Genomic DNA, 22,842 nt, shown 5'->3' with positions numbered 1-22,842 from the left:
CCTCGACACCTCCCTGCGCGAAGTGCGCGCACCCACCGTGCGAATGCGCGCCGAGTGAGCGCCGAGCGGCGAACGATCGGCGGAGCTTTCACCGCCCGTGCCGAGCCGAGCTGTCGGGCGGCGACCGTCCGTCCTTCAGCGCAGCCGCCGGGGGCATCGGCCTCCCGGCGCGCCGGCTAGCCCGCGGCGCGCCGCGCCGGCGGCGAGCTCGGGGCCCCGCGATCCTCGTCTTGCTGCGCGCCGTCGTTGTCGGTGAGCAGCGCCGCGGAGCCGCGGGGCAGCGTGGCGCTCTGCGGCTGTGTGGAGCTCTGGGGCAGCGGCGTGGCGCTCTGGGGCAGCGGCGTGGCGCTCTGGGGCGGGTCGGCGATGTGGAGCAGCTCGGAGAGCTCGAGCGCGCTCCACTTGCCCGGGGGCGGGATCGAGACCATCCCATCGCGCTCGCGCTCCAGGCGCGCGTTCAGCTCGCCGCCGATGAGGAGCGCGAGGGCCAGCAGCCACAGCCAGAAGAGGAAGATCGCGACGGTCGCGAGGCTCCCGTAGAACGTGGCGTAGCGGCCGAGGGTGGCGACGTAGAGGGAGAAGAGGGTCGACACGATCGACCAGAGCACCACGGTGAGCACCGCGCCCGGGAAGATCCGGCGCCGCTCGACGTTCGGCCGCTTGATCGAGATCCTGAAGAACGCGGCGACCATGCAGATGACGAGCCCCGCGGGGAGCGCGAACGCGACGATGCGGGCGCCGATGGAGCCCGACAGCGTGCCGATCAGCACGCCCACGCCGGCGACCACGGGCACCACGGCCAGGCTGGCCATCACGCACGCCGCCGCGATCGCCCTGCGGATGTACCAGGGGCGCTCGCGCGTGTTGTAGATGGTGTCGAAGACGCCCATGGCGGTCGAGAGCCCGGAGGACGTGATCCAGAGGAAGCCGGTGATGCTGATCGGGGCGACCGCCGAGGACTGAGAGAGCCGGATGAGCTCCTCCGAGACGAGCACGGCGACCCCCGGCGGCGCCGCCTGGAGGATCGGCCGCACCACGACGTCCGACCACTGGTGGATCCGGCTGAGCACGTAGCCGGCGAAGGCGGCGAGGGGGATCAGGCTGAGGAACGCGTCGAAGGCCATGGCGCTCGCGGCGCGCGGCGCGTTGTGGCGATCCAGGCTGATGATGACGCTCCACACCGCCTTGGCGGCGCGGTGGCGCTCGATGTGTCGCCGGATCGGAGCGGGCACGCGAGCAGCCTCGCTCTCCCTGGTGCGGGGCGCAATACCATCTGCCGCGCGCTCCCGGCTCCGGCGATCTCGGGACGGCGGCAACTTCCGGTGAGCGCCGCCGAGGGCGCGGTCCGGGAGGCGCGGGGGCGGCGCGCGTGCGGGTCGGTCCCACACGACGGAGAGCGCGCCGGAAGCGGCGTCGATCGAGGCGCGCGAGAGCGCGCGAGGCAGGGGAGGCCGCGCTCGGCTCGCGAGCACGGCTCGCGGACGGGCGCGCGACGGGCGCGCCTACGCCCCGGCGTTCCTGTCGGCGGCGAGGAGGCTTTGCACCGCGTAGGGCACCGACTCGACGCCGGCGAGCTCCGCGAGGGCGTAGGCGATGTGCTCGCGGCTCGCGTGCGGCGGGATGCCGACGATCGCCCAGGAGCCCCCCTCGCCGCGGTGCAGGTTGCTCCCGCGCTCGACGCGGAGCGATGCCAGGGCCGGGTAGACGGCCACGGTCATCCGCTTCGGCCGCAGGCGGTCCAGCGCGCGCATGGCGAAGGCGATCCGGTCGAACTCGCTGGGATCGCGGTACTCGACGTGCCGCTGCCGGTCGATCTCCACATGGTGGGCATCACGCTCGCGCACCGCGTGAGCATAGCCCAAGCGGGCCGCCGCGCCGCCCGGGCGCGAGCGGCCTCGGCGGCGCCGGTGCCGGCCGGCGCCCGCCGGCGCGGCCCGAGACGCGCGCGACCGCCGCGATCGGCCGGCCTCGGCCGACCCTGTGTGGCCATCGCGCTGGAGCAGGTGCCGTGAAGGAGCTTCTGCGTGAAGGAGCTTCTGGTGGAGGTCGGCGTGGAGCGCCGGCGCCGGCGGGAGTCACCGCGCTACCGCAGGATCTCCTCGAGCAACGCGTTCGGCTGGCCGCGGCGATCCTCGCCGAACGACGTGACGCCCAGGCCGTAGTACTGGTTCATGATGGTGAACCACAGATCGCGGAGCTGACGATCGCTGCCGAGGGCGCCGTAGGCGACGTGCGCGTCGTTCAAGAAGACGCCGTTGCCGCCGAGGAGCACGATGGGCAGGTCGTACCCGTCGTGATCGTGCGAGCGCATCTCGCTCATGTGCACCATGACGGAGTGATCGAGCACCGTGCCGTCGCCCTCGGGGATCGCGTCGAGCCGCTGCGCGAGCTCCGCGCTCTTCTGGTTGAGCCAGCAGTTGATCGCCGCGTAGTCGAGGTTGCTCTGTGTGATGATCTTGTACTGGCCGTCCTGGGTCGCGCGGTCCAGGTTGCCGGCGGCGTGCTGGGAGGAGTGGTAGTGCAGGCTGGCCTCTCTCCTGTACGCGAGCCCCACCTTGGCGCGGACGTCCTCCGGGATGCACCGGTACTCGAACTCGGAGCGCATGTCGTCGTGCATGTGGGTGATGACGCGCGTCACGTCGCACTGAATGGCCATGACGATGAGGTCGATCATGACCTTCGCGTGATCTTCGTGCTTGTACGGGCCGGCTCCCGTGTTGTCGTTCTCGTTGAGCCCCTCCGCCTGGCCCGGCGGCTCGGGGACCACGCCGGGCTGGCTGATCGGGCTGCAGCCCAGGCCCGCCGGCGCCATCGTCGACTGGACGCGGGTCGCGTTCTTCTCGATCTCGCGCAGCGAGTCCAGGTATTGCTGGACGATCTTGCGATCCTCCGAGCCGACCCGGGTCATGAGCGAGTTCGCGTCCGCGAGCACGCCGTCGATGACGCTCTTCTCCATCGCCGCGCGGCGCTCCGCCTCGATCCTGGCCTCCTCGTCGCTCTGCCCTGGCACGCCGGACCCCGCGCCCGCGCTGACGAGCGCGTCGAACACGGCCTTCGGGTTGACCGAGCGCTTCAGCGGCTCGCGCTGGCTCTTCCAGGAGAGGACCTGGTTGTAGGCGTAGCTGCGCTGGTCGAAGAAGCCGGGCTTGACCCCGAGCCCCGTCTGCAGCGACGGGATGCGGGTCGCCTGCTCCGGGCCTGCCTTCTGGACGATGAGCTGGTCGACCGAGACGCCGTTGCCCACCCACTCGCCGAGGTCCTGGCGCGCCTCCCTCCCCATCTGATCGGCGTCCACGCAGGTCGAGAGCGCCGCGCCGAGGCGCGAGTGGGAAGGCTCGATGTAGGGGTGCTGCTCCGTGCTCCACGTGTAGTTGCCGAGCCGGCTGATCATGAGCATCTTCGACTTCACCGGCGCGAAGTGCTCGAGCACCCTCGGCAGCTTGAAGTCGGTGCCCTTCAACGTCTTTCCGAACGCCGGGGCCGTCTCCCACCAGTGATGGGGCGCCCCGTTCGGGAAGGTACAGAGCAGGAAGCGCTTCGGGGTGCCGGGCTCCCCTGCGCGCGCCCCGCGCGGCGCGAGGCTCTCGAGCCACGGCAGCGCCAGGCAGACGCCCGCGCCGCGCAACAGATTTCTGCGAGTCATCAAGCGTTTCATGTGCGCATCGCTCCTTCGTGCCTCGTCTCGTGCAGCAACAACGCGCGCGGCCTCACCGCGCCTCGCCCTTCGCTCGAAGGCGGAACGCCTCGCCGATCACCACCTGCTTCACCAGATCCGCGATCGTCCCGCCGCTCCAGCGCGCGGTGATATCCTTGATCCTCGTCCTGTCGTCGCCGCTCGGGCGCCGGCGCAGGGCGTAGCTGAAGAGCTGTTCGGAGGGGCACGTCCCCGACCGGGCCGCCTCCATGAGCGCCGGCACGAGGCCGGAGATGTCCTCGAACGCCACGCCCTCGTACACCCCCGTCGCGTCGATCGGGTCGCCGTTCGGGTACGCGGTCCGGTAGGCGCCGATCGGGTCGAAGTTCTCGAGGCTGAGCCCGATCGGGTCGAGCACGTTGTGGCAGCTCGCGCAGTCGGGCGACGCGCGGTGCTTCTCGAGCTCCTGGCGTACATTGAGGACGGGGCCCTCTTCCCCGCCCGCGGAGCCGAGCTCCGGGATGTCCACGTTGGCGGGCGGCGCCATGGGCACGCAGAAGAGCTGTTCCATGATCGTCTTCGCGCGGGACGTGGGAGAGGTCCGGTCGGCGCGGGACGACAGCGTCAGGAATGCGGGGAGCGTGAGGAACCCCTCGCGCTTGCCCTCGGGGTCGTTCGCGTAGACCGGATCGAGCAGCTTGCTCTCCGGGTGGGGCGCCGTGAGGAACTCGGACCAGGGCCGCCCGCCGGTCGTGAAGCTCGCGAAGTAGTCGTTGACCTGGTCGAGCATCGCGTCCTTCACATCGTTGTTCCAGCTCGGGAACCGGGTCGCGTCGGCGTTGTGGCTGGGGAGCGTGCGCGTGCCGAGCCACTGCCCGAAGAAGTTCTGGAAGAAGGCGGCGCTCTTCGGGTCGGCCAGCATGCGGTCCACCTGCGCCTCGAGCTCGCCCTCGGTGGCCAGCTCATCGGCCTCCGCCGCGTCGAAGAGCTCGTCGTCCGGGAGCGAGCTCCAGAGCAGGTACGAGAGGCGCGACGCGACCTCGTAGCCGTTGAGGGCGCCCGGCGATCTCGCCGAGTCGGGGCCCAGCTCGATCCGGAGGAGGAAATGCGGCGACGTCAGCAGGGTCCGAACGACGTGCTGCACCGCCTGGACCGGGGACATCTCGAGGGCGGTCCGCGCGTTGGTGTACTGCGCCGCGTACCGATCGACCTCGGCCGCGTCGAGCGGGCGCCGGAACGCGCGCAGCCCGAAGCGCTCGATGATCTCGCGCGCGCACGCGTCGTCCGCGCCTTGAGCCGGGTCGCACACGAGGATCTTGGCGCGCTGCGCCTCGTTCGAGAACGCGTCCTCGGCGAGGTCCCTGGCGGCGTCGTAATATCCCTGGACGAGGACCTGCGAGAGGTTCGACAGCGCGCTCACGTTCGCGTCGAAGCCCTTTGCGCCGAAGGCCGGGAAGCCGTCCGCGGGCCTCAGGCTCGTTCCCAGGAGGTGGGCGACTGTGGAATTGTACTCCGAAGCTGTCATGTGGTGCAGGGGCATCGCATCGACAGCGAGGGCGGCGTCCTGCCCTGGAGTGCCATCGCTCTGCTCAGGAGGGACATCGCTCCCGAGGGTGCCAGTGCACGAGATGCTCAGGAGGCATCCCCCGGCAGCGAGCCAGGGACCCGCGAACACTCGGTCCAATCTGAACGTCATCATGGGCTCCCGCGTGTGAAATCGTCTGTAACCTCTTGTGACCGGTGCGCGCGGATTTCGTGATCAAATCGACCTTGCGGCCGCGCGAAGATCAGTCCCGTATCCTGTGCGTAGAAGACTACGGTAATGGTGTTCCTCCTCGGGCTGCCCGGGCGTGGGCGGACGGCGCCCAGGTCGTCGGTCATCCATGGCGGCCTCCTCGGATCCTGGCGCGGTGTGGGGTGCACCGCGTCGGAGAACGCCTGTCGAGCATCAGCGGTGAGAACCCAGTGAATCCCCCCACGCGCGGGTCCGCGGCCAGGCGCGACAGATTGGCGCTGAAGCTCGGCGAGCCGGTCTCGAGCTGCGCGACGAGGAACTTGAAGAAACCGGTGCCCCTCATCAGGGCAAAGCCGAAGTCGGTAGATCGGATTGTGAGCGCTCACATTCCTGATGTCAACGAGGATCGATCCATCCGCGGCCAGGCTCGACATCGGATGGTTGGCGAGCCTCCGCGAAGCGGCGCGTCAAAAGCGCGGGCGCAGGCTCACGGTATTGTTCGACGTGGATTCCAATTCCGGGCTCGAGGCTCGCCTCGCGCCGGTTCATTTGGGTTGACATGGGATATGTGAGCGTTCACAAATCGGTCCAGGCGTGTCCTTCCGCTTTGTCCCGGGTAGCCGTCGTCCCCGCCTGGACGTTGACGAGGTCATCCTCGAGCCCGGCCAGCGCCATGCGCAGACGGTCGTCTTCCGGTTCACCACCGAGTAGCTCGTCGATGATCACCCGCGCTGCCCGGCGGCGCCTGCGCGCTCACGCGAACGTCACGATCGGCTTCACGTCCGCACGAGCGCCTCGGCCCGACGCCCGTGCCGCACACGCCGATGGCGAGCGTCGTGACGAGCACCGGCCCGCGCCCGGCGGGCGGCCCGTGGATGTCGTCGCAACCCGATCCCAGGAGGATCCATGAACCGCTCGATCACATGCAGTATCTCGCTCCTCGTCGCGCTTTCAATCGCTGCCTGCGGGTCCGACAACGACGCCGCCGACGGCTCGGGCGGCAGCGGAGGAAAAGGAAGCAGCAGCTCTTCGACTAGCAGCAGCAGCTCTTCGACTAGCAGCAGCAGCAGCAGCTCTTCGAGCAGCAGCGGCAGCACCTCGGGCACGGGCGGCACCGACGACCCGAGCCCGAACGGCGGGGGAGGAGAGGGCGGGACGGTCGATCCGGTCGGCACCGAAGGCGACGGCGACTTCGAGATCGGGCCTAACTACCAGGACGCCCCGGAGATCAAGAGGATCGACGGCGTTCCTCAGGGGCGGACGTTCACGTTTTCCCTGTCGTCCCGGGAGAGCGAGATCTTCACCGGCCACGATGCGACCTTGAACGACAACGCGAAGGGGGATTTCAACCGCCACGTGGAGGTCGCGATCCCCGCGACGTACGTCGACGGCGCGGAGGCGCCGTTCATGGTCGTCCAGGACGCGACCAACAGGAACGAGATCGTCAACACGATCAACAACTTCGTCGCGGACCCGAGCAATCGTTTCCCGAGCGTCATCGCGATCTTCGCCGCGAGCGGAGGGGGCGACTCGTACGGCAGCGAGCGGGGGCTCGAATACGACACCATGTCGGACGCCTACCAGAGGTTCGTCGATACCGAGCTCCTCGAGGCGGTCAAGAACAACCAGGCCGTCCGCGCCGCGTACCCCAACCTGAAGTTCACGAGCGACCCGGACGGCCGCGCCACGTACGGATGCAGCTCGGGCGGGGCGGCGGCGCTGACCATGGGCTGGTTCGGCCACGACACCTACCGCAAGATCGTCACCTACTCCGGCACGTTCGTCGACCAGCAGAACCCCCGCGCGCCCACCGAGGCCGAGTATCCCGACGGCGCCTGGGAGTACACGGAGGGGCTCATCCGGGAGAGCCCGCTCAAGCCGCTGCGCGTCTTCCTGCAGGTCGGCGAGAACGACCTCGGCAGCACCAGAGACGAAGCCAGCCACCACAACTGGGTGATGGCGAACCAGCGCGTGGCGGCGATCCTCAAGGAGAAGGGGTATCACTACCGCTTCGTCTACGCGAAGGGCGCCAGCCACTGCGACGGGAGAGTGCTCCGGCAGACGCTCCCCGACACGCTGCGCTGGATGTGGCGGGGCTATCCGGTCGATTGACCGGCGGTCCGCGCGAGGCCTCGGGCGGTCCGCGCGAGGCCTCGGGCGATCCGCGCGAGGCCTCGGGCTGCGCCGCCGCTCGGCCGCCGGGCGGCGGTGACCCCGCGCCCGGCCGAGCCTGCCCGAGGCGCCCACGCGCCGGAGGAACCCGTGGCCCCCGGGTGCCGCCACGCGCCCGCCATGCTACGCGCCGGAGCGCCATGGACAGCCTCCCCCTGCTCGCCGACCACCCCTACGCCTCCTTTCTCGATCAGGTCGAGAAGCCCGCGCGCTACGCGGGCGGCGAGGTCGGCTCGGTCGTGAAGGACTGGGCGTCGGTCGAGGCGCGCGTCTGCCTCGCCTTCCCGGACGTCTACGACATCGGGATGAGCCACCTCGGCTTCAAGATCCTCTACAAGCTCCTGAACGACGACCCGCGCACGCTCGCCGAGCGCTGTTATGCGCCCTGGGTCGACATGGAGGCCCAGCTGGTGAAGCGCGGGCTGCCGCTCGTCTCGCTCGAGTCCGCGCGCCCGCTCAGGGACTTCGACGTGGTGGGCTTCTCCCTGCAGTTCGAGCTCACCTACTCCAACATCCTCACGATGCTGCACCTCGGCGGTGTCCCGCTGCGCGCGGCGGACCGCGGCGAGGACGACCCGATCGTGATCGCGGGCGGCCCGACGGCGACGCACCCCGAGCCCATCGCGCCGTTCCTCGACGCCCTCGTCATCGGCGACGGCGAGGAGAAGGCCACGGAGGTCGCCCTCGCGTGGGCCCGGCTCAAGCGCGAGGGCGTGCCGCGGCGCGAGCGGCTGATCGCGATCGCGCGCCTCGGCGCCATCTACGTGCCCTCGCTGTACGCGACCCGGCGCGACCCGGACACCGGCTTCGAGGTCGTGGACCGCCCGCTCGTCCCCGGCATCCCGTTCCCGGTCGAGCGCGCCCTCGTCGACCTCAACCGGTACCCGTTCCCCGACGAGAGCCCGACCGGCGGCCCCGAGGCGATCTTCGACCGCATGTCGATCGAGATCGCCCGCGGCTGCACCGAGGGGTGCCGCTTCTGCCAGGCCGGCATGATCTACCGGCCCGTCCGCGAGCGCGATCCCGAGCAGATCGTCGACACCGTGATGCGCGCGGTGCAGAAGTCCGGCCAGGACGAGGTGTCGCTCACGGCGCTGTCGACGGCCGACGTGTCCTGCATCTCGCCGCTCATCAAGAAGGTCACCGACCGCCTCACGGCGGAGCGCATCTCGCTCGGCGTCTCGTCGCTGCGCGCCTACGGGCTCGAGCCCGATCTCCTCGACGAGCTCAAGCGCGTGCGCGCGACAGGCCTCACCTTCGCGCCCGAGGCGGGGACCCAGCGCATGCGCGACGTCGTGAACAAGAACGTCACGGAGGAGCAGCTCCTCGAGACGGCCGAGCGTGTGTTCAGCCGCGGCTGGGGCAAGATGAAGCTCTACTTCATGATCGGCCTCCCGACCGAGACCGACGAGGACGTGCGCGGCATCGTCGAGACGGGCGCCCGCGCGGCCGGGGCCGGGAGGAAGGCGGCCGGCAGGGGCAAGCCGGCCGACGTGACCGTCAGCGTCTCGACGCACGTGCCGAAGCCCCACACCCCCTTCCAGTGGGCGGCGATGGACACGCTCTCCGAGGTCGCGCGCAAGCAGCAGCTGCTCCGGGACACGGTGCGGCCCTACCGCGCCGTCAAGCTGAAGACCCACGAGGCCCACGCCAGCGTCCTCGAGGGCATCTTCGCCCGCGGTGACCGCCCGCTCGCGGACGTCCTCGAGCGGGCCTGGCAGAGCGGCGCCCGCTTCGACTCGTGGGACGACCAGCTCAAGCTGTCCGTGTGGGAGGAGGCGTTCACGCACGCGGGCGTCGACCGCGAGAAGTACCTCGGCACCCTCCCGGTGACCGCGCGGGTGCCGTGGGACCACATCGACGTCGGCCTCGAGGAGGGCTTCCTCGCGCGGGAGTACAGGAAGGCGCTCCAGAACCGCCTCAGCCCGCCGTGCGGCAAGGTCGCCGGCGCGTTCGTGCACCACACGAACCTCGAGGACGCCACGGCCGATACGCGCCGGCTCGTCTGCTACGACTGCGGCGTCGCCTGCGACATGACGCAGATGCGCGAGGAGCGGCTGACCTTCCTCGACCGGCTCGGCGCCCACCGGCGATCGTTGCCGGTCCTCAAGGACGCCGCCGCGCCGGCGCCCGCTGCCGCGGCGCCCGTCTCCGCGGCGCCCATCACTGCGGCGCCCATCACTGCGGCGCCCGCCGCCGACCTGCCTGGCGATCCGGCGCCCGCCGCCGACCTGCCTGGCGATCCGGCGCCCGCCGGCGACGCGGAGCCGCCCCGCGCCGAGGCAGACGCGCCCCGGCGCGCGCAGCGGACCGCGCCCGCGCCGAAGGGGCGCGGCGGCTTCCGCTACCGCTTCCGCTTCGAGAAGACCGGACCGGTGGCGCTGCTCGGCCACCTCGACGTCGTGCGCGAGCTGCCCCGCGTGCTCCGGCGCGTCGGCGCGCCGATGACCTACACCGCGGGCTTCCACCCGAAGCCCGACATGACGTTCTCGCCGGCGCTCTCGCTCGGCGTGATCAGCCTCGACGAGTACGTCGACCTCCGCCTCGAGCGCGACCTCGACCCCGCCGCGCTCGACGCGCTCGTCGCGTCGATGACCGCCGCGAGCCCGCGCGGGCTCGTGTTCCGCGGCGCCGCGCAGCTCGGCCCCGAAGACCCCTCCGTGAGCAAGCTGATCGCCGGGGCCCGCTACGCGCTCGCGTTCGCGCGCTCCGCCATCGGCGGCGACGCGGAGGCGACCCTCGCCGCCCGCTGCAGCGCCGCGCTCTCGGCCGCGTCGCTCCCGATCCGCCGCGAGATCGACCGGCTCGCGAAGATGGTCGACGTGCGCCAGTACCTCGTGCGGGCCGAGGTCGGTGGGCCCGACGTGCTCTCGGCGCTCGCCCGCGCCGGGCTCGCGGGCGACCTCGTCGCCCTCGACGTCGAGGTCGACATCCGCGGCTCGGGCGCGGTGAAGTCGTCCGAGGTCGCGGCCGTGATCCTGGGGGAGCCCGGGGAGGCGCCGGGCGCGATCACGCCGCCGCCGCACCGCGCCGTGCGGCTTCAGCTGTTCGGACGCGCAGCGCCGTCAGGCTCCGCCTCGCCCGAGCGCTTCTCGCTCCTCGATCTCGAGCGGGCGCGCCGCGTCAAATCGGCGCCGGAGCGGGCGCCGTCCGCCTCGCTCGCCGCCGACGCCGGGTGAGCCAGCCCGGGTGACGGCCCCACCGTAAAGATCCTTCGCAGGACACGGCGCATCGACGCGCATCGACCGCCAACCGCGCGGGCGATCGCGCGGGGATCGGCTACGCTGCGCTCGTATTCATGGCAAAGGAGGGTCACGAGACCGAATGCTGCGCCGCGCGCCTCGCCGCGGCGGGAGCGGTCGGCGCGAGCGTCGCCCACGAGCTGCGCAACGCCCTCGCGGTCGCGGAGTCGTCGCTCTTCCTTGCGCAGCGGGACCTCGACGATCGCCCTCGCCTGCTGCGCCACCTCGACCGGGTGACGTGCGAGATCCGCAAGGCGCACGAGGTCATCGGCAGCGTCCTCGGGCTGGCGCGCGGCGAGCCGCTGCGACGCGAGCCGGCGGCCGTCGGCAAGCTCATCGAGAGCGCCCGCCACGCGCTGGTGCTGCCCACGGCGGTCCGGTTCGAGGTCGCCGTCGCGCCGGCCGATCTCACGCTCCTGTGCGACCCCATCCTGCTCGAGCGCGTCTTCTCGAACCTCTACCTCAACGCGATCGAGGCGCTCGACAACGCGCCCGGCGGCTCGATCGTCACGCGCGCGTGGCGAGGCGACGAGCGGACGTACCTCGAGGTGGAGGACAACGGCCCTGGCGTCCACCCGTGCGTGGTCGACCGCCTCTTCGAGCCGCTGGTCACCGCCAAGGTGAAGGGGACCGGCCTCGGGCTCGCGCTGAGCCGGGTCATCATCGAGGCCCACGGCGGCGAGATCACCGCGACGGCGGGCTGCTCCCGGGGCACGGCGTTCCGCATGTGGCTGCCCAGCGCGTAGCGCGCGGGGAGCTCCGCCCCGCGGCGCTGGCGGCCGCCGGCCCGCGCGCCCGGCGTGCTATCGTCCTCCCATGCAGGCCAGGCGCCGGACGGCGGACCGCGGTCCCTTTCGCGCGGAGCACCTCCGCTCCGGTGATCCGTACGAGCTCTCCAACGGCCATCCCGTCTACTGCGCGCCCACCGGGGGGCGCGCCTCCGGGCCGAACCACCTGGGCAGCTCGGTCGTGGGCTGGGACCCGGCGGTCAAGGAGGCCGGCGTGGACACGGGTTACTCCGTGGCCCCGGGCACGCTCCGCGCGCCGGACGTGGCGGTGGGGAACGTGCCCGACAGGCCCGGCTGGGTGAAGGGGGTGCCCGAGCTCGCGATCGAGTATGCCGATGTCGGGCAGGACGAGGAGAAGCTCCAGGAGAAGATCGTCGACCTGCTCGCGGCCGGCACGAGGCTCCTGTGGGTGGTGCGCCTCAACGGTCCGCGGCGGGTCGAGGTGCACGAGCCCCGCAAGGCGCTGCGCGTCGTGCTCCCCGGGCAGGTCCTGAGCGCGCCGGGCATCCTGAAGAACCCGGTCCGCGTCGAGGCGCTGTACGACCGCAGCGAGGCGGAGAAGGCCACGCTGACCAACCTGCTCCAGCGGCATGGATACGAGGACCTCGACGCGGTGCTCGCGGCGGGGCGCGAGGAGGGGCGCGAGGAGGGGCGCGAGGAGGGGCGCGAGGAAGGGATCCTGGAAGGCAAGCGCGATGCGCTGCGGCGCGTCCTCGACCGGCGCGGATTGCGGCTCTCGAAGGCAGCCGCGGCGAAGATCTCGTCGTGCAAGAGCGAGCGTGAGCTCGATGGCTGGCTCGATCGCGCCCTGGTCGCGTCGACCGCGGCGGAGGTGTTCAAGCGCGCTGGTCGCTGACCCCCGGGGCGCGCGCGCCGCGCACATCGATCAAGCACGCGCCGCACGTCGATCAAGCGCGGCCTCGGCCGCGGACGAGCTCGGTGACGGCCTCCCCCAGGCCCTCGAGCGTGAGCGCGAACATCGGGAAGATGCCCTTGATCGCGTCGACGGTCGGGTGGGGATACGGGCTGATCCCGTCCGGGTTCAGCCACACCGCGCGGTCGAAGTGGTCGCGGAGCATCATCAGCCAGGCGACGCCGGGCATCCGCGCGTCGGACTCGAACGAGGACTGCCACCCGCCTGGCCCCGGGCCGCCGAAGCCCGCCGAGCCGAGCAGCTCGTAGGGCGCCATCGAGGCGTCCCCGACCATCACGAGCTTGTGGTGCTTGCCGCACTCGTGGAGGAGCTCGCGCACCGGGATGGGGTCGAGGAGCCCCTCGGTCCTGTAGACCTTCTCGTAGACGCAGTTGTGGAAGTAGTAGCTCCGGAGCTCCTTCCAGTGCGTCGCGCGCTTCGCCGCGCTGAAGAGCTGCGACACGAGCGCGGCGCTGGGATCCATCGAGCCGCCCACGTCCATCATCAGGATCACGCGCGTGTTCGGCCGGCGCGGGGGCCTCGTGACGACCTCGATCTCGCCCGCGTTCCTGGCCGTCGCGTCGATCGTCGCCTCGATGTCGAGCTCGCGGTCGCCGCCCTCGCGCGCGAAGGCGCGCAGCTTGCGCAGCGCCACCTCGATCTGACGCACGTCGAGCGTGAGGTCGCTCCGATAAGGCCGGTAGCGGCGCGCGTCGGCGTTCTCCACGGCGCCGCTCCGCCCGCCCGCGGAGCCGCCGACCTGGATCCCGCTCGGGTTATAGCCGCCGCGGCCGAACGGCGAGGTGCCGCCGGTCCCGATCCAGCGGCTGCCCCCGTCGTGGCGCTCCCGCTGCTCGCGGAGGCGCTCCTCGAACCGCCGGAGCACCTCCTCGAGGTCGAGCTCCTCGATCATCGCCTTCTCCTCCTCGGAGAGGGCGCGCATCTTGATGGGATCCCGGAGCCACGAGAGGAGCTCCTCCGCGACCGCCTTGGCCTCCACGTGCACGCCGCGGAAGTGCTTGGCGAACGCGAGGTCGAAGTCGTCGAGGTGCGCCTCGGAGTGGACCAGCATCGCCCGCGCGACGTTGTAGAAGCCGTCGAGCGAGCTGTCGTGGAGCCCCGCGGCGAGCGCCTGCGCGAGGCCGACGGCCTCCTGGGCGCCGACCGGGACCTTGCGGGCCCGGAGCTCGTAGAGGAACTCGATGAACATCGCTACGACCGGTACCGCTTGCCGCCGGCCAGCTGGTCGGCGAGGGCGACCAGGTCCTGCTCCTTCTTGAGCAGCGCGCCGAGGAACGGCAGCGTCTTATCGAGCTTCACCTCCTGCACGCCCGCCCTGCGCAGCACGGCGATCCAGTCGATGAGCTCGCTCGTCGAGGGCCGCTTCCGGATCCGGCCGTTCTTGCGGATCTCGTAGAAGACCTGCATCGCCTGCTCCGCGAGCGTCCGGTCGAGGTCGGGGTGGTGGACGCGGACGATCTCCCGCATGAACTCCGCCTCCGGGAAATCGATGAAGTGGAAGACGCAGCGGCGCAGGAAGGCGTCCGGCAGCTCCTTCTCGTTGTTGCTGGTGATGATCACGACCGGCCGCTCCCGGGCGGCGATCTCGTCGCCCGTCTCGGTGATGCGGAAGCGCATCCGATCGAGCTCGTGGAGGAGGTCGTTCGGGAACTCGAGATCGGCCTTGTCGACCTCGTCGATGAGGAGCACGACCCGCCGCTCCGCGCTGAACGCCTTCCCGAGGGGGCCGAGCTTGATGTAGCGGCGGATGTCGCGCACGTCGCCGTCGCCGAAGCGCGAGTCGTAGAGCCGTTGCACCGTGTCATAGACATAGAGCCCGTCCTGGGCCCGCGTGGTGCTCTTGACGTGCCAGGGGATGAGCTCGGCCGACAGGCTCTGCGCGATGGCCTCGGCGAGCAGCGTCTTGCCGGTGCCGGGCTCTCCCTTGACGAGGAGCGGCCGCTCCAGGACCAGCGCGCAGTTGACGGCGGCCTCGAGCGCCTCGTTGGTGAGGTAGCGTTCGGTGCCGCGGAAGCGGCGGAAGTCGGACATGCCGAACGGTAGCACCCCGCCGGCGCGCGCGGCGGAGCTCGCCGCCTCTGCGAGCTGGCGCGCGCGGGATCAGAGCCAGTTGCGCGCGAGGTAGGCTGTCCACGAGGCCGCTCGCTCCCAGAGGGGACGGCGGGCCCAGTGCGCGACGGTGATCTCGCGGCAGTGGGCGAGATCGTCGGCGAACATCCGCTCCATGGCGCTGGCGAAGCCGCGGTGCGAGATGACCGCGTTCGCCTCGAGGTTCATGCGGAGCGACTGGCTGTCGAGGTTGGTGGAGCCGACGGTGGACCACGCGCCGTCGATGACCGCCGTCTTCGCGTGCAGGACGCGGCCGCGCCACTCGAGCATGCGGGCGCCGGCCTCGAGGAGGTGGCCGTAGATGGTGCGCGACGCGAGCAGGACCGCGGGCACGTCGGTGGTGCCGGCGACCATGATCCTGACGTCGACGCCGCGGCGGGCCGCGGCGCTGAGGGCGTGGATGATCCGGAGCGGCGGGAGGAAGTAGGCGTTCGTGATGAAGATGCGGCGCCGGGCGCGCTCGATGGCGTGGCGGTAGGCGTCGCGGATGCCGTGGCGGTGCCTGCGGCGGGGGAGGTCGTTGCTGATGATCTGGACGGCGGGATCGGGCCTGCGCCCGGCGTGGCTGTAGCGCTGCTCGTCGACGGGGGCGCCGCCGGCGCGCTGCCAGGTGCGGAGGAAGAAGTACTGGAGCTCGGCGGACGCGGGGCCCTCGATGCGCAGGTGGGTGTCGCGCCAGCCGGCGCCGCCGTCCTCCGGAGCGGCGTAGTCGTCGGAGATGTTGAGGCCGCCGGTGAACGCGACGGTGCCGTCGACGATGAGCGCCTTGCGGTGGTCGCGGCGGGCGACCTTCCCGAACGGGGCGGAGAGCTCGATGGGGCGGAAGGCGAGGGGCCGGACGCCGGCGCGGCGGAGCCCGTCGAGGAACGACGACGAGACGGACGAGCCCCAGGCGTCGAAGAGGAGGCTCACCTCGACGCCCGCGGCCGCCCGCGCGGCGAGCGCCTCGGCGAAGCGCTGGCCGGCGCGATCGCCCCGGAGGATGTACGTCTCGAGGCAGATCGTGCGCTGGGCGCGGGCGATGGCCTCGAGCATGGCCGGGTAGGCCTGGGCGCCGTCCTTGAGGAGCGCGACGCGATGGGCGCCGACGGTCATCTCGGCGAAGGCGGGCTCGGCGGTCGCGAGGGGGGGGTGGGACATGCGGCGAGGGGCCGGGCTGCTCGGGATGAGGCAGCGCGATGATAGCGCGGTCGGGAGGGCGGCGGTCGAGGCCGGCGGATGGCCGGCCCCACGTGAGCTGACGCTCGAGCTCGCCCAGTCCCGGTGGGCTCACGGGCACGCGCCTCCTCCAATCACCATGGTCTTGCGGAACAATCGCGCTGTGATCTCGCGAGAGGCGCGGTCACGCCGCGTCGCGGCGCGCTGCCGGCATGCTCCTTGAATAGCGCTTGTCCGATGCCCGGGCCGGGACCCAGGTGCACACCGAGACTCGAGCGGGAGGGACCTATGGACGCGAGATCGCAGCCAGACGTGATCTGCTTTTCGCACCTGCGTTTCAACTTCGTGTTCCAGAGGCCGCAACACCTGCTCACGCGCTGCGCGCGGCGGCGCCGCGTCTTCTTCTTCGAGGAGCCGATGCTCGACAGCGAACTACCGCGGCTCGAGGAGGTCGCGGCCGAGCACCCCGGTGTCCGCGTCGCGACTCCGCACCTGCCCGCCGGCGCCGGGGCGTCGCGGGCCGCCGCGATGCAGCGCGAGCTCCTCGACGGCATGATGAAGCGCCACGCGATGAAGGATTACGTGCTCTGGTACTACACGCCGATGGCGCTCTCGTTCTCTCGGCACCTCGTGCCCGCCGCGACCGTGTACGATTGCATGGACGAGCTCTCGGCCTTCGCCGGCGCGCCCCCGTCGCTCAAGCAGCGCGAGGCCGAGCTCCTGCGCCGCGCCGATCTGGTCTTCGCCGGCGGCGCGAGCCTCTACGAGGCGAAGCGGGCGCTGCACCCGAGCGTGCACGCGCTCCCGAGCAGCGTCGACGTCGCGCACTTCGCCCGCGCGCGGTCCGCTCCCGGCGCCGAGCCCGCCGACCAGGCGGCGATCCCGAGGCCGCGCCTCGGCTTCTTCGGCGTCCTCGACGAGCGCATGGATCTCGAGCTCATCGCCACGGTCGCCTCGCTCCGCCCAGCCTGGCAGATCGTGCTCGTCGGGCCCGTGGTCAAGATCGACCCCGCGGCGCTGCCCCGCGCGCCCAACATTCATGTCCTCGGGCAGAAGCGGTATGAAGAGCTCCCCGCGTACCTCGCGGGCTGGGACGTGGCGCTCCTGCCCTTCGCCCGGAACGAGGCCACGCGGTTCATCAGCCCCACGAAGACGCCTGAGTATCTGGCCGGCGGCAAGCCCATCGTCTCCACCTCGATCCGCGACGTGGTGCAGCCCTATGGCGAGCTCGGGCTGGCGCGCATCGCGGACGCGCCGCGCGACTTCGTGGCCGCGGTGGAGGCGGCGCTCGCCGAGGATCGCGGCCCGTTGCTCGCGCGCGCGGACGACCTCCTCGGGCGGAGCTCGTGGGACGCCACGTGGGCCAGGATCGAGCGCCTCCTCGAGCGCGCGCTGGAGGGCCGCGCCCGGGCCGCGGCGGCGGAGTGAGCCATGTTCGATTACCTCATCGTGGGCGCCGGCTTCGCCGGGTGCGTCCTCGCCGAGCGGCTCGCCCGCGGAGCCGGCAAGAAGGTCCTGCTCTGCGACGCGCGCGTGCACATCGGCGGCAATGCGTATGACCATCACGACGCCGCGGGCATCCTCGTGCACAGGTATGGACCGCACATCTTCCACACGAACTCGCGGGAGGTCTTCGACTACCTGTCGCAGTTCACCGAGTGGCGCCCGTACCAGCACCGCGTGCGCGCCTGGGTCGACGGGCAGCTCCTGCCGATCCCGATCAACCTCGACACGATCAACGGCCTCTACGGCCTGAGCCTCAACGCGCTGGAGGTCGAGGGCTTCCTGGCGTCGCGCGCCGAGCGGCGCGAGAGCATCCGCACGTCGGAGGACGTGATCGTGAGCAAGGTGGGGCGAGAGCTCTACGAGAAGTTCTTCCGCGGCTATACCCGCAAGCAATGGGGGCTCGACCCGTCGGAGCTCGACGCCTCGGTGACCGCGCGCGTCCCTGTCCGCACGAACCGGGACGATCGCTACTTCACCGACACCTACCAGGCGATGCCGCTCCACGGGTTCACGCGGATGTTCGAGCGGATGGTCGATCACCCCGGCATCAAGATCCTGCTCAACACGGACTACCGCGAGATCCGCAATGTCATCCCGCACCGCGAGGTGATCTATACAGGCCCGATCGACGCCTATTTCGATCACCGCTTCGGGAAGCTGCCTTACCGCTCGCTTGAGTTCAAGTTCGAGACCAGGGACCAGGAGGTGTGCCAGGCGGCGCCTGTCATCAACTATCCGAACGAGAACAGCTACACCCGGGTCACCGAGTTCAAGTACCTCACCGGCCAGGCGCACCCGAGGACGACCATCGTCTACGAGTTCCCGAACGCCGACGGCGACCCGTACTACCCCGTGCCGCGGCCGGAGAACGCCGCGCTCTACCGGAAATACGAGGAGCTCGCCCGCTCGACCTGCGGCGTCCATTTCGCCGGCCGGCTCGGCACGTACCGCTACTACAACATGGATCAGGTCGTCGCCCAGGCCCTGACCCTCTACACGAAGCTGACGGGCGCACCGAGCTGGCGGTCTCTCGCGGAGGCGGCGTGAGTGGGGCAGCGGGCGAGGGCGGCGAGCCGCCGATCGAGCTCTGGGGGGGCGTCGAGTGCACGGTGAACCGTGTCCGCGACGCCTACCACGATCAGCTCGACCGGAACGGCCACGCGCACCGGCTCGATGACCTCGACCGCTTCGCCGAGCTCGGGATCCGGGCGCTCCGGTACCCCGTGCTCTGGGAGCGCACCGCGCCCGATGGCCCCGCGCGTTTCGCGTGGGCCGACGCGCGCCTCGGCAGGCTGCGCGACCTCGGCGTCCGGCCGATCGTGGGCCTCGTCCATCACGGCAGCGGGCCGCCGCGGACGAGCCTCATCGATCCGAGCTTCGTCGAGGGGCTCGCGCGCTTCGCCCGCGCTGTCGCCGAGCGCTACCCGTGGGTCGAGGACTACACGCCGGTGAACGAGCCGCTCACCACGGCGCGCTTCTCTGGCCTCTATGGCCACTGGTATCCGCACGGGCAGGACGGCCGCTCGTTCCTCCGCGCGCTCCTGACGCAGTGCCGCGCGATCGCGGCGGCCATGCGCGCCGTCCGCGAGATCAACCCGCGCGCGCGCCTCGTGCAGACGGAGGATCTCGGGAGGACGTTCAGCACGCCGCTGCTTTCCTACCAGGCGGAGCACGAGAATCACCGCAGGTGGCTGAGCCTCGACCTGCTCATGGGGCGGGTGGACCGGGATCACCCGTTCTATCTGCAGCTCCTCGAGTGGGGCGCGTCCCCCGGCGAGCTCGAGGCGCTCGTCGAGTCGCCCTGTCCGCCGGACATCCTCGGCATCAACTACTACATCACGAGCGAGCGGTTCATCGACGAGCGCCTCGATCGTTACCCGTCATGGATGCACGGCGGCAACGACAGGCACGCTTACGCCGACGTCGAGGCCGTGCGCGTCGTCGCTGACGGCGTGGGCGGGCACCTCCCGCGCCTCCTCGAGGTCTGGGACCGCTACGGCCGGCCCGTCGCGATCACCGAGGCGCACCTCGGTGGCTCCCGCGAGGAGCAGCTCCGGTGGCTGGCCGAGGCGCACGGCGCGGCGGTGACCGCGCGCGCGGCGGGCGCGGACGTGCGGGCGGTGACCGCGTGGGCGCTGCTCGGCTCGTTTGATTGGGACAGCCTCGTCGTGCGCAATCGAGACCGCTACGAGCCGGGCGTCTTCGATGTCCGGGGTCAGGCGCCGCGCCCGACGGCGCTCGCCGGGCTCGTCCGCGCGCTCGCGCGCGGGGAGCCGTTCGATCACCCGGTGCTCGCGTCGTCGGGGTGGTGGCGCCGCCCGGAGCGGCTCCTCTACCCGGCGGTCAGCATGGACGAGCGCGACGGCGCGGCGCGTGTCGAGCCGTCCGGCCTCGGCCCTGCCGCGGGTGCCGAGGGCCCGCCGCTCGTGATCGCCGGCGCCACGGGGACGCTTGGCAGGGCGTTTGCGCGCTTGTGCGCGCGCCGCGGGCTGCCGCACCGCCTGCTGAGCCGGCTCGAGATGGACATCGCCGACCCCGCCTCGGTCGGGCGCGCCCTCGAGCGCCACGCGCCGTGGGCGGTCATCAACACGGCGGGCTACGCGCGGGTCGACGACGCGGAGCTGGAGCCTCACCGGTGCGCGCGGGAGAACGCCTCCGGGCCCGCGGTGCTCGCGGCGGTGTGCCGCGAGCGCGGCGTCCGGCTGGTCACGTTCTCCTCCGATCAAGTCTTCGACGGCACGGGGACGACTCCCTACGTGGAGACCGACCCGGCGAGGCCTCTCAGCGCGTACGGGCGGAGCAAGGCTGTGGCCGAGCAGCAGGTGCTCTCGATCTTGCCGGCGGCCCTGGTGGTGCGCACGGCGGCGTTCATCGACCCCTGGGACGCTTCCAGCTTCGTCGCGGCCGCCCTGCGCGCGCTGCGCGACGGCCGCCCCTTCAGCGCGGCCGAGGACCTGGTCGTGACGCCCACCTACACGCCCGACCTCGTCAACGCGGCCCTCGATCTCCTGATCGACGGCGAGCGGGGCCTCTGGCACCTGACGAACCGCGACGCGGTGACATGGGCTGAGCTCGTCGTCCGGAGCGCCGCGCTGGCGCGGGTGGACGCGACGCCCCTCGTCCGGTGCCCGAGCCACGCGCTCTGTTTCGTCGCGCCGCGCCCCCGGTACAGCGCCCTGGGCAGCCGGAGAGGGCTCCTGCTCCCTGCGCTCGACGACGCGCTCGAGCGCTATCTGATCGATGTGGACGGCGGCCCGGCCCGATGACGGCGGCGTGAAGCCCGGATGCGCGGCGCGCCTCACCCTGGATGATGGACATTCCCGCTCGATCCTCGGGAAAGGCGGTAGTCATGTCCGGGAGGACCTTAATCCGAGCATTGCAAGACACCAGTGACATCTTCCTGTTTCTTCCCGTACGTCGACCGCGTGTCCGGAGCTCGACGTTCAGCGCGCGCGAGTGAGCATAGATGAGCTCGCTTTGCCGGCTCGCGCGTCACCCTGGCGAAGGTGGCGCTCGCGCGTCCCGACGATTCGTTATGACAGACGATTGTCTGCTGGATTGGCGCGGTGTCTGTCGAGGGCGGCGACACGTCTGTTCCACCGGAGGAAAAGTGGGCGGTCCCGGCGCCGTTGCTTGCCCGCCCCTGCTCGCGCGCCTAGCCTGGGCCGCAGACGTAACCACGAGATTGCGGAGGGAAACGCCATGATGCCGATGATGAACATGCCGATGATGAGCTCGATGGGGATGATGCCCATGATGGGGATGATGCCCGGCATGATGGGTCAGATGCCTGGCATGATGGGGATGATGCCCCAGATGATCGGGATGATGCCCGGCATGATGGGGATGATGCCCCAGATGATGGGGATGATGGGTCAGATGCCGATGATGGCGCGGATGACCTGTGAGATGGACAAGGAGGGGATGGTCTGTAAGATGATGCCCATGGAAGGCATGGGCATGGACATGCTGCGCGAGCGCTGTGACGCCATGATGAAGATGATGAGCATGGGCATGCCGATGATGCTCATGTGCGGCAACATGCCGATGATGATGTGCATGAACACCGGCATGGGCATGGGCATGGGCTCCGGCTCGGGCAGCACGAGCAACATGGGCTCCGGCGCGCACGTCGCCAGCATGAACAAGTGATCGCGCGCTCCTGGCGCAGCGCCTGAGCCGGCGGAGCACCGATCGGCTCGAAGACGGCCCGCCAGGACAACCAGGGAGAGCGCGAAGACGAAGAGAGCGCCAAGAGGAGAGGAAGCTCTCCTGGCGCTCTCTTCGTCTTCGCGCTCCGGCGCGTCGAACGCTGGTTAGCTGGTCTTCTCGACGTACGTCATCACGAGGTACATGATGACGTCCTGCTTGGTGGGGTTCCTGTACTGGTGGGGCACGTCGGCCTCGAACAGGATGGCGTCGCCGGTCGCGAGCAGGTGGCGCTCGGCGCCGACGATCATCTCCAGCGTCCCGGAGGTCACCACGAGGTTCTCGACCGTGCCCGGCGGGTGCGGGTCCGCGTGCTCCGTGGCGAGGGGGGCGAGCTTGAGCTCGTAGAACTCGACGGTCCTCGGCACGTCGAACGGGAACAGCGCGCGCGAGGAGAACGAGCCGTCGTGCGACGTCAGCACCTTCGCGCGCGCGGCCGGGATGATCGAGGTGCCGCCGATCGACTGGTCGCTGATCAGCGCCGAGAACGGCACGCTCAGCGCCCGGGCGATCTTCCAGACCACGTTGATCGTCGGCGTGCTCTGGCCGAGCTCGATCTGGCTGAGCATCGCCCGGCTCACGCTCGACGCCTTCGCGAGCCGCTCGAGGGAGAGCCCGCGCTTGGTCCGGAGGCGGCGCAGGTTGGCGCCGACGATGCCCGTGAGCGCCGAGGAGGCGTCCTGCGGGGCCATCTCGTAGGTCCAGGCTTCGTCCGAGCCGTCGTCCGCTTCCCGTTGCGGCAGGGCTTCCCCCTTGGCTCGGCTGGAGAGCGAGCTCGCGGGGCCCGCGGCGCTCTCCGGCCTGCGCTGCGAGGGCGGCCCGGCCAGCGACGGAGAGGTCCCCGCCGAATGGATCGACGCGACGGCGCCGTTCGCCAGGCTGGGCACCGTCAACGAGGGATCGAAATCCTCGCCGGGGATCGACGCCGGGAAGTTGCGTCGCGTGTTCTGGCGGACTGATTTCATCGCAGCTGCCAGACTGGCATCCAGGTCCAGACGGGGTACCACCAGAGGGCGACCGGCATGGTCGCTGAACTGCCCGACGACCTCCCCTTGTCGTCCTCGAGGGGGCGTTCGTTCCGAACCACCCGACGCTGCCGGTACTCCTGTAGGTCGATCACTTGAGCACTCTGGGGGCGCATCCGCTTTACCTCCAACCCGTGAGCACATCATCCGTTATAACGGATTGTCTGTCAAGGGACAGCGCGATCATGACGCGCCGGGTACGTCACGTCGCGTCAAATGGCGAGCCGCATCGTGCGGGCTCATCCACGGCGCATCGTGTCGACCTTCACGCCCGCAGCTCAGGCGATACCCCGCGCCGAGTTCGCGCGGATACAGTGGAAGTGAAATGTG

17 protein-coding genes are annotated in these 22,842 nt (G+C 70.9%); 8 read left to right on the top strand and 9 right to left on the bottom strand.

What is annotated here, in order from left to right:
- Positions 1 to 176: 176 nt before the first annotated feature.
- From WME85_RS39325 to WME85_RS39305, 5 genes are all read right to left on the bottom strand, one after another.
- Complete coding sequence (locus tag WME85_RS39325) at positions 177 to 1,232, bottom strand: YihY/virulence factor BrkB family protein (RefSeq protein ID WP_437828555.1); 1,056 nt, start codon at positions 1,230 to 1,232, stop codon at positions 177 to 179.
- Positions 1,233 to 1,502: 270 nt separating this feature from the next.
- Positions 1,503 to 1,844: a hypothetical protein gene (locus WME85_RS39320; RefSeq protein ID WP_437304168.1), complete on the bottom strand. Its 342-nt coding sequence runs from the start codon at positions 1,842 to 1,844 to the stop codon at positions 1,503 to 1,505.
- Positions 1,845 to 2,083: 239 nt separating this feature from the next.
- Positions 2,084 to 3,643 carry a DUF1552 domain-containing protein gene (locus tag WME85_RS39315; RefSeq protein ID WP_437828553.1) on the bottom strand — a complete coding sequence of 520 codons (1,560 nt, stop codon included), beginning with the start codon at positions 3,641 to 3,643 and terminating at the stop codon, positions 2,084 to 2,086.
- A gap of 64 nt (positions 3,644 to 3,707) precedes the next feature.
- Complete coding sequence (locus tag WME85_RS39310; RefSeq protein WP_437828551.1) at positions 3,708 to 5,159, bottom strand: DUF1592 domain-containing protein; 1,452 nt, start codon at positions 5,157 to 5,159, stop codon at positions 3,708 to 3,710.
- A 786-nt stretch (positions 5,160 to 5,945) separates the two neighbouring features.
- On the bottom strand, positions 5,946 to 6,095 hold the full coding sequence (locus WME85_RS39305; protein ID WP_437828549.1) for a hypothetical protein: 150 nt from the start codon (positions 6,093 to 6,095) through the stop codon (positions 5,946 to 5,948).
- A 180-nt stretch (positions 6,096 to 6,275) separates the two neighbouring features.
- Between WME85_RS39305 and WME85_RS39300 the strand changes: the two genes are divergently transcribed.
- The 4 genes from WME85_RS39300 to WME85_RS39285 all read left to right on the top strand — a co-directional run bounded on the left by WME85_RS39300 (position 6,276) and on the right by WME85_RS39285 (position 12,427).
- Positions 6,276 to 7,481 (top strand): alpha/beta hydrolase, encoded by a 1,206-nt coding sequence (locus tag WME85_RS39300; RefSeq protein WP_437828547.1) that lies wholly within the window; start codon positions 6,276 to 6,278, stop codon positions 7,479 to 7,481.
- A gap of 200 nt (positions 7,482 to 7,681) precedes the next feature.
- Entirely contained in the window at positions 7,682 to 10,720 is a 3,039-nt protein-coding gene (locus WME85_RS39295; protein WP_437828545.1) for a TIGR03960 family B12-binding radical SAM protein, read from the top strand.
- Positions 10,721 to 10,839: 119 nt separating this feature from the next.
- The gene (locus WME85_RS39290; RefSeq protein ID WP_437304158.1) at positions 10,840 to 11,529 is read left to right on the top strand and encodes a sensor histidine kinase; all 690 of its coding nucleotides are present in this window, start codon (positions 10,840 to 10,842) and stop codon (positions 11,527 to 11,529) included.
- Positions 11,530 to 11,599: 70 nt separating this feature from the next.
- The gene (locus tag WME85_RS39285; RefSeq protein WP_437828543.1) at positions 11,600 to 12,427 is read left to right on the top strand and encodes a Uma2 family endonuclease; all 828 of its coding nucleotides are present in this window, start codon (positions 11,600 to 11,602) and stop codon (positions 12,425 to 12,427) included.
- Between the two features lie 52 nt (positions 12,428 to 12,479).
- Here WME85_RS39285 and WME85_RS39280 read toward each other — a convergent pair whose 3' ends face one another.
- The 3 genes from WME85_RS39280 to clsB form a co-directional block, all read right to left on the bottom strand.
- Entirely contained in the window at positions 12,480 to 13,694 is a 1,215-nt protein-coding gene (locus WME85_RS39280; RefSeq protein ID WP_437828541.1) for a vWA domain-containing protein, read from the bottom strand.
- Between the two features lie 2 nt (positions 13,695 to 13,696).
- On the bottom strand, positions 13,697 to 14,536 hold the full coding sequence (locus tag WME85_RS39275) for an AAA family ATPase (protein ID WP_437828539.1): 840 nt from the start codon (positions 14,534 to 14,536) through the stop codon (positions 13,697 to 13,699).
- Between the two features lie 69 nt (positions 14,537 to 14,605).
- A complete protein-coding gene (clsB, locus tag WME85_RS39270) occupies positions 14,606 to 15,754 on the bottom strand; it encodes a cardiolipin synthase ClsB (RefSeq protein ID WP_437828537.1) in 1,149 nt (382 codons plus the stop codon).
- A gap of 330 nt (positions 15,755 to 16,084) precedes the next feature.
- Here clsB and WME85_RS39265 point away from each other — a divergent pair, with 330 nt between their 5' ends.
- The 4 genes from WME85_RS39265 to WME85_RS39250 all read left to right on the top strand — a co-directional run bounded on the left by WME85_RS39265 (position 16,085) and on the right by WME85_RS39250 (position 21,430).
- Positions 16,085 to 17,200, top strand: coding sequence for a glycosyltransferase family 1 protein (locus WME85_RS39265; RefSeq protein ID WP_437828535.1), 1,116 nt, complete (start codon positions 16,085 to 16,087; stop codon positions 17,198 to 17,200).
- A gap of 3 nt (positions 17,201 to 17,203) precedes the next feature.
- The gene (gene glf / locus WME85_RS39260; RefSeq protein ID WP_437828533.1) at positions 17,204 to 18,325 is read left to right on the top strand and encodes a UDP-galactopyranose mutase; all 1,122 of its coding nucleotides are present in this window, start codon (positions 17,204 to 17,206) and stop codon (positions 18,323 to 18,325) included.
- Positions 18,322 to 20,544: a family 1 glycosylhydrolase gene (locus WME85_RS39255; RefSeq protein WP_437828531.1), complete on the top strand. Its 2,223-nt coding sequence runs from the start codon at positions 18,322 to 18,324 to the stop codon at positions 20,542 to 20,544. Before glf ends, WME85_RS39255 begins: the two co-directional genes overlap by 4 nt.
- Before the next feature lie 436 nt (positions 20,545 to 20,980).
- On the top strand, positions 20,981 to 21,430 hold the full coding sequence (locus WME85_RS39250; protein ID WP_437828528.1) for a hypothetical protein: 450 nt from the start codon (positions 20,981 to 20,983) through the stop codon (positions 21,428 to 21,430).
- Positions 21,431 to 21,594: 164 nt separating this feature from the next.
- On the opposite strand, the gene WME85_RS39245 is transcribed toward WME85_RS39250, so the two are convergent.
- Positions 21,595 to 22,452: a helix-turn-helix domain-containing protein gene (locus WME85_RS39245; RefSeq protein WP_437828525.1), complete on the bottom strand. Its 858-nt coding sequence runs from the start codon at positions 22,450 to 22,452 to the stop codon at positions 21,595 to 21,597.
- Between the last annotated feature and the right edge of the window lie 390 nt (positions 22,453 to 22,842).

This window comes from Sorangium sp. So ce1153, assembly GCF_051521595.1.
Lineage (GTDB): Bacteria > Myxococcota_A > Polyangia > Polyangiales > Polyangiaceae > Sorangium.
The sequence above is the reverse complement of the archived record's forward strand: the minus strand, read 5'-3'. Positions and strand labels throughout refer to the sequence as shown.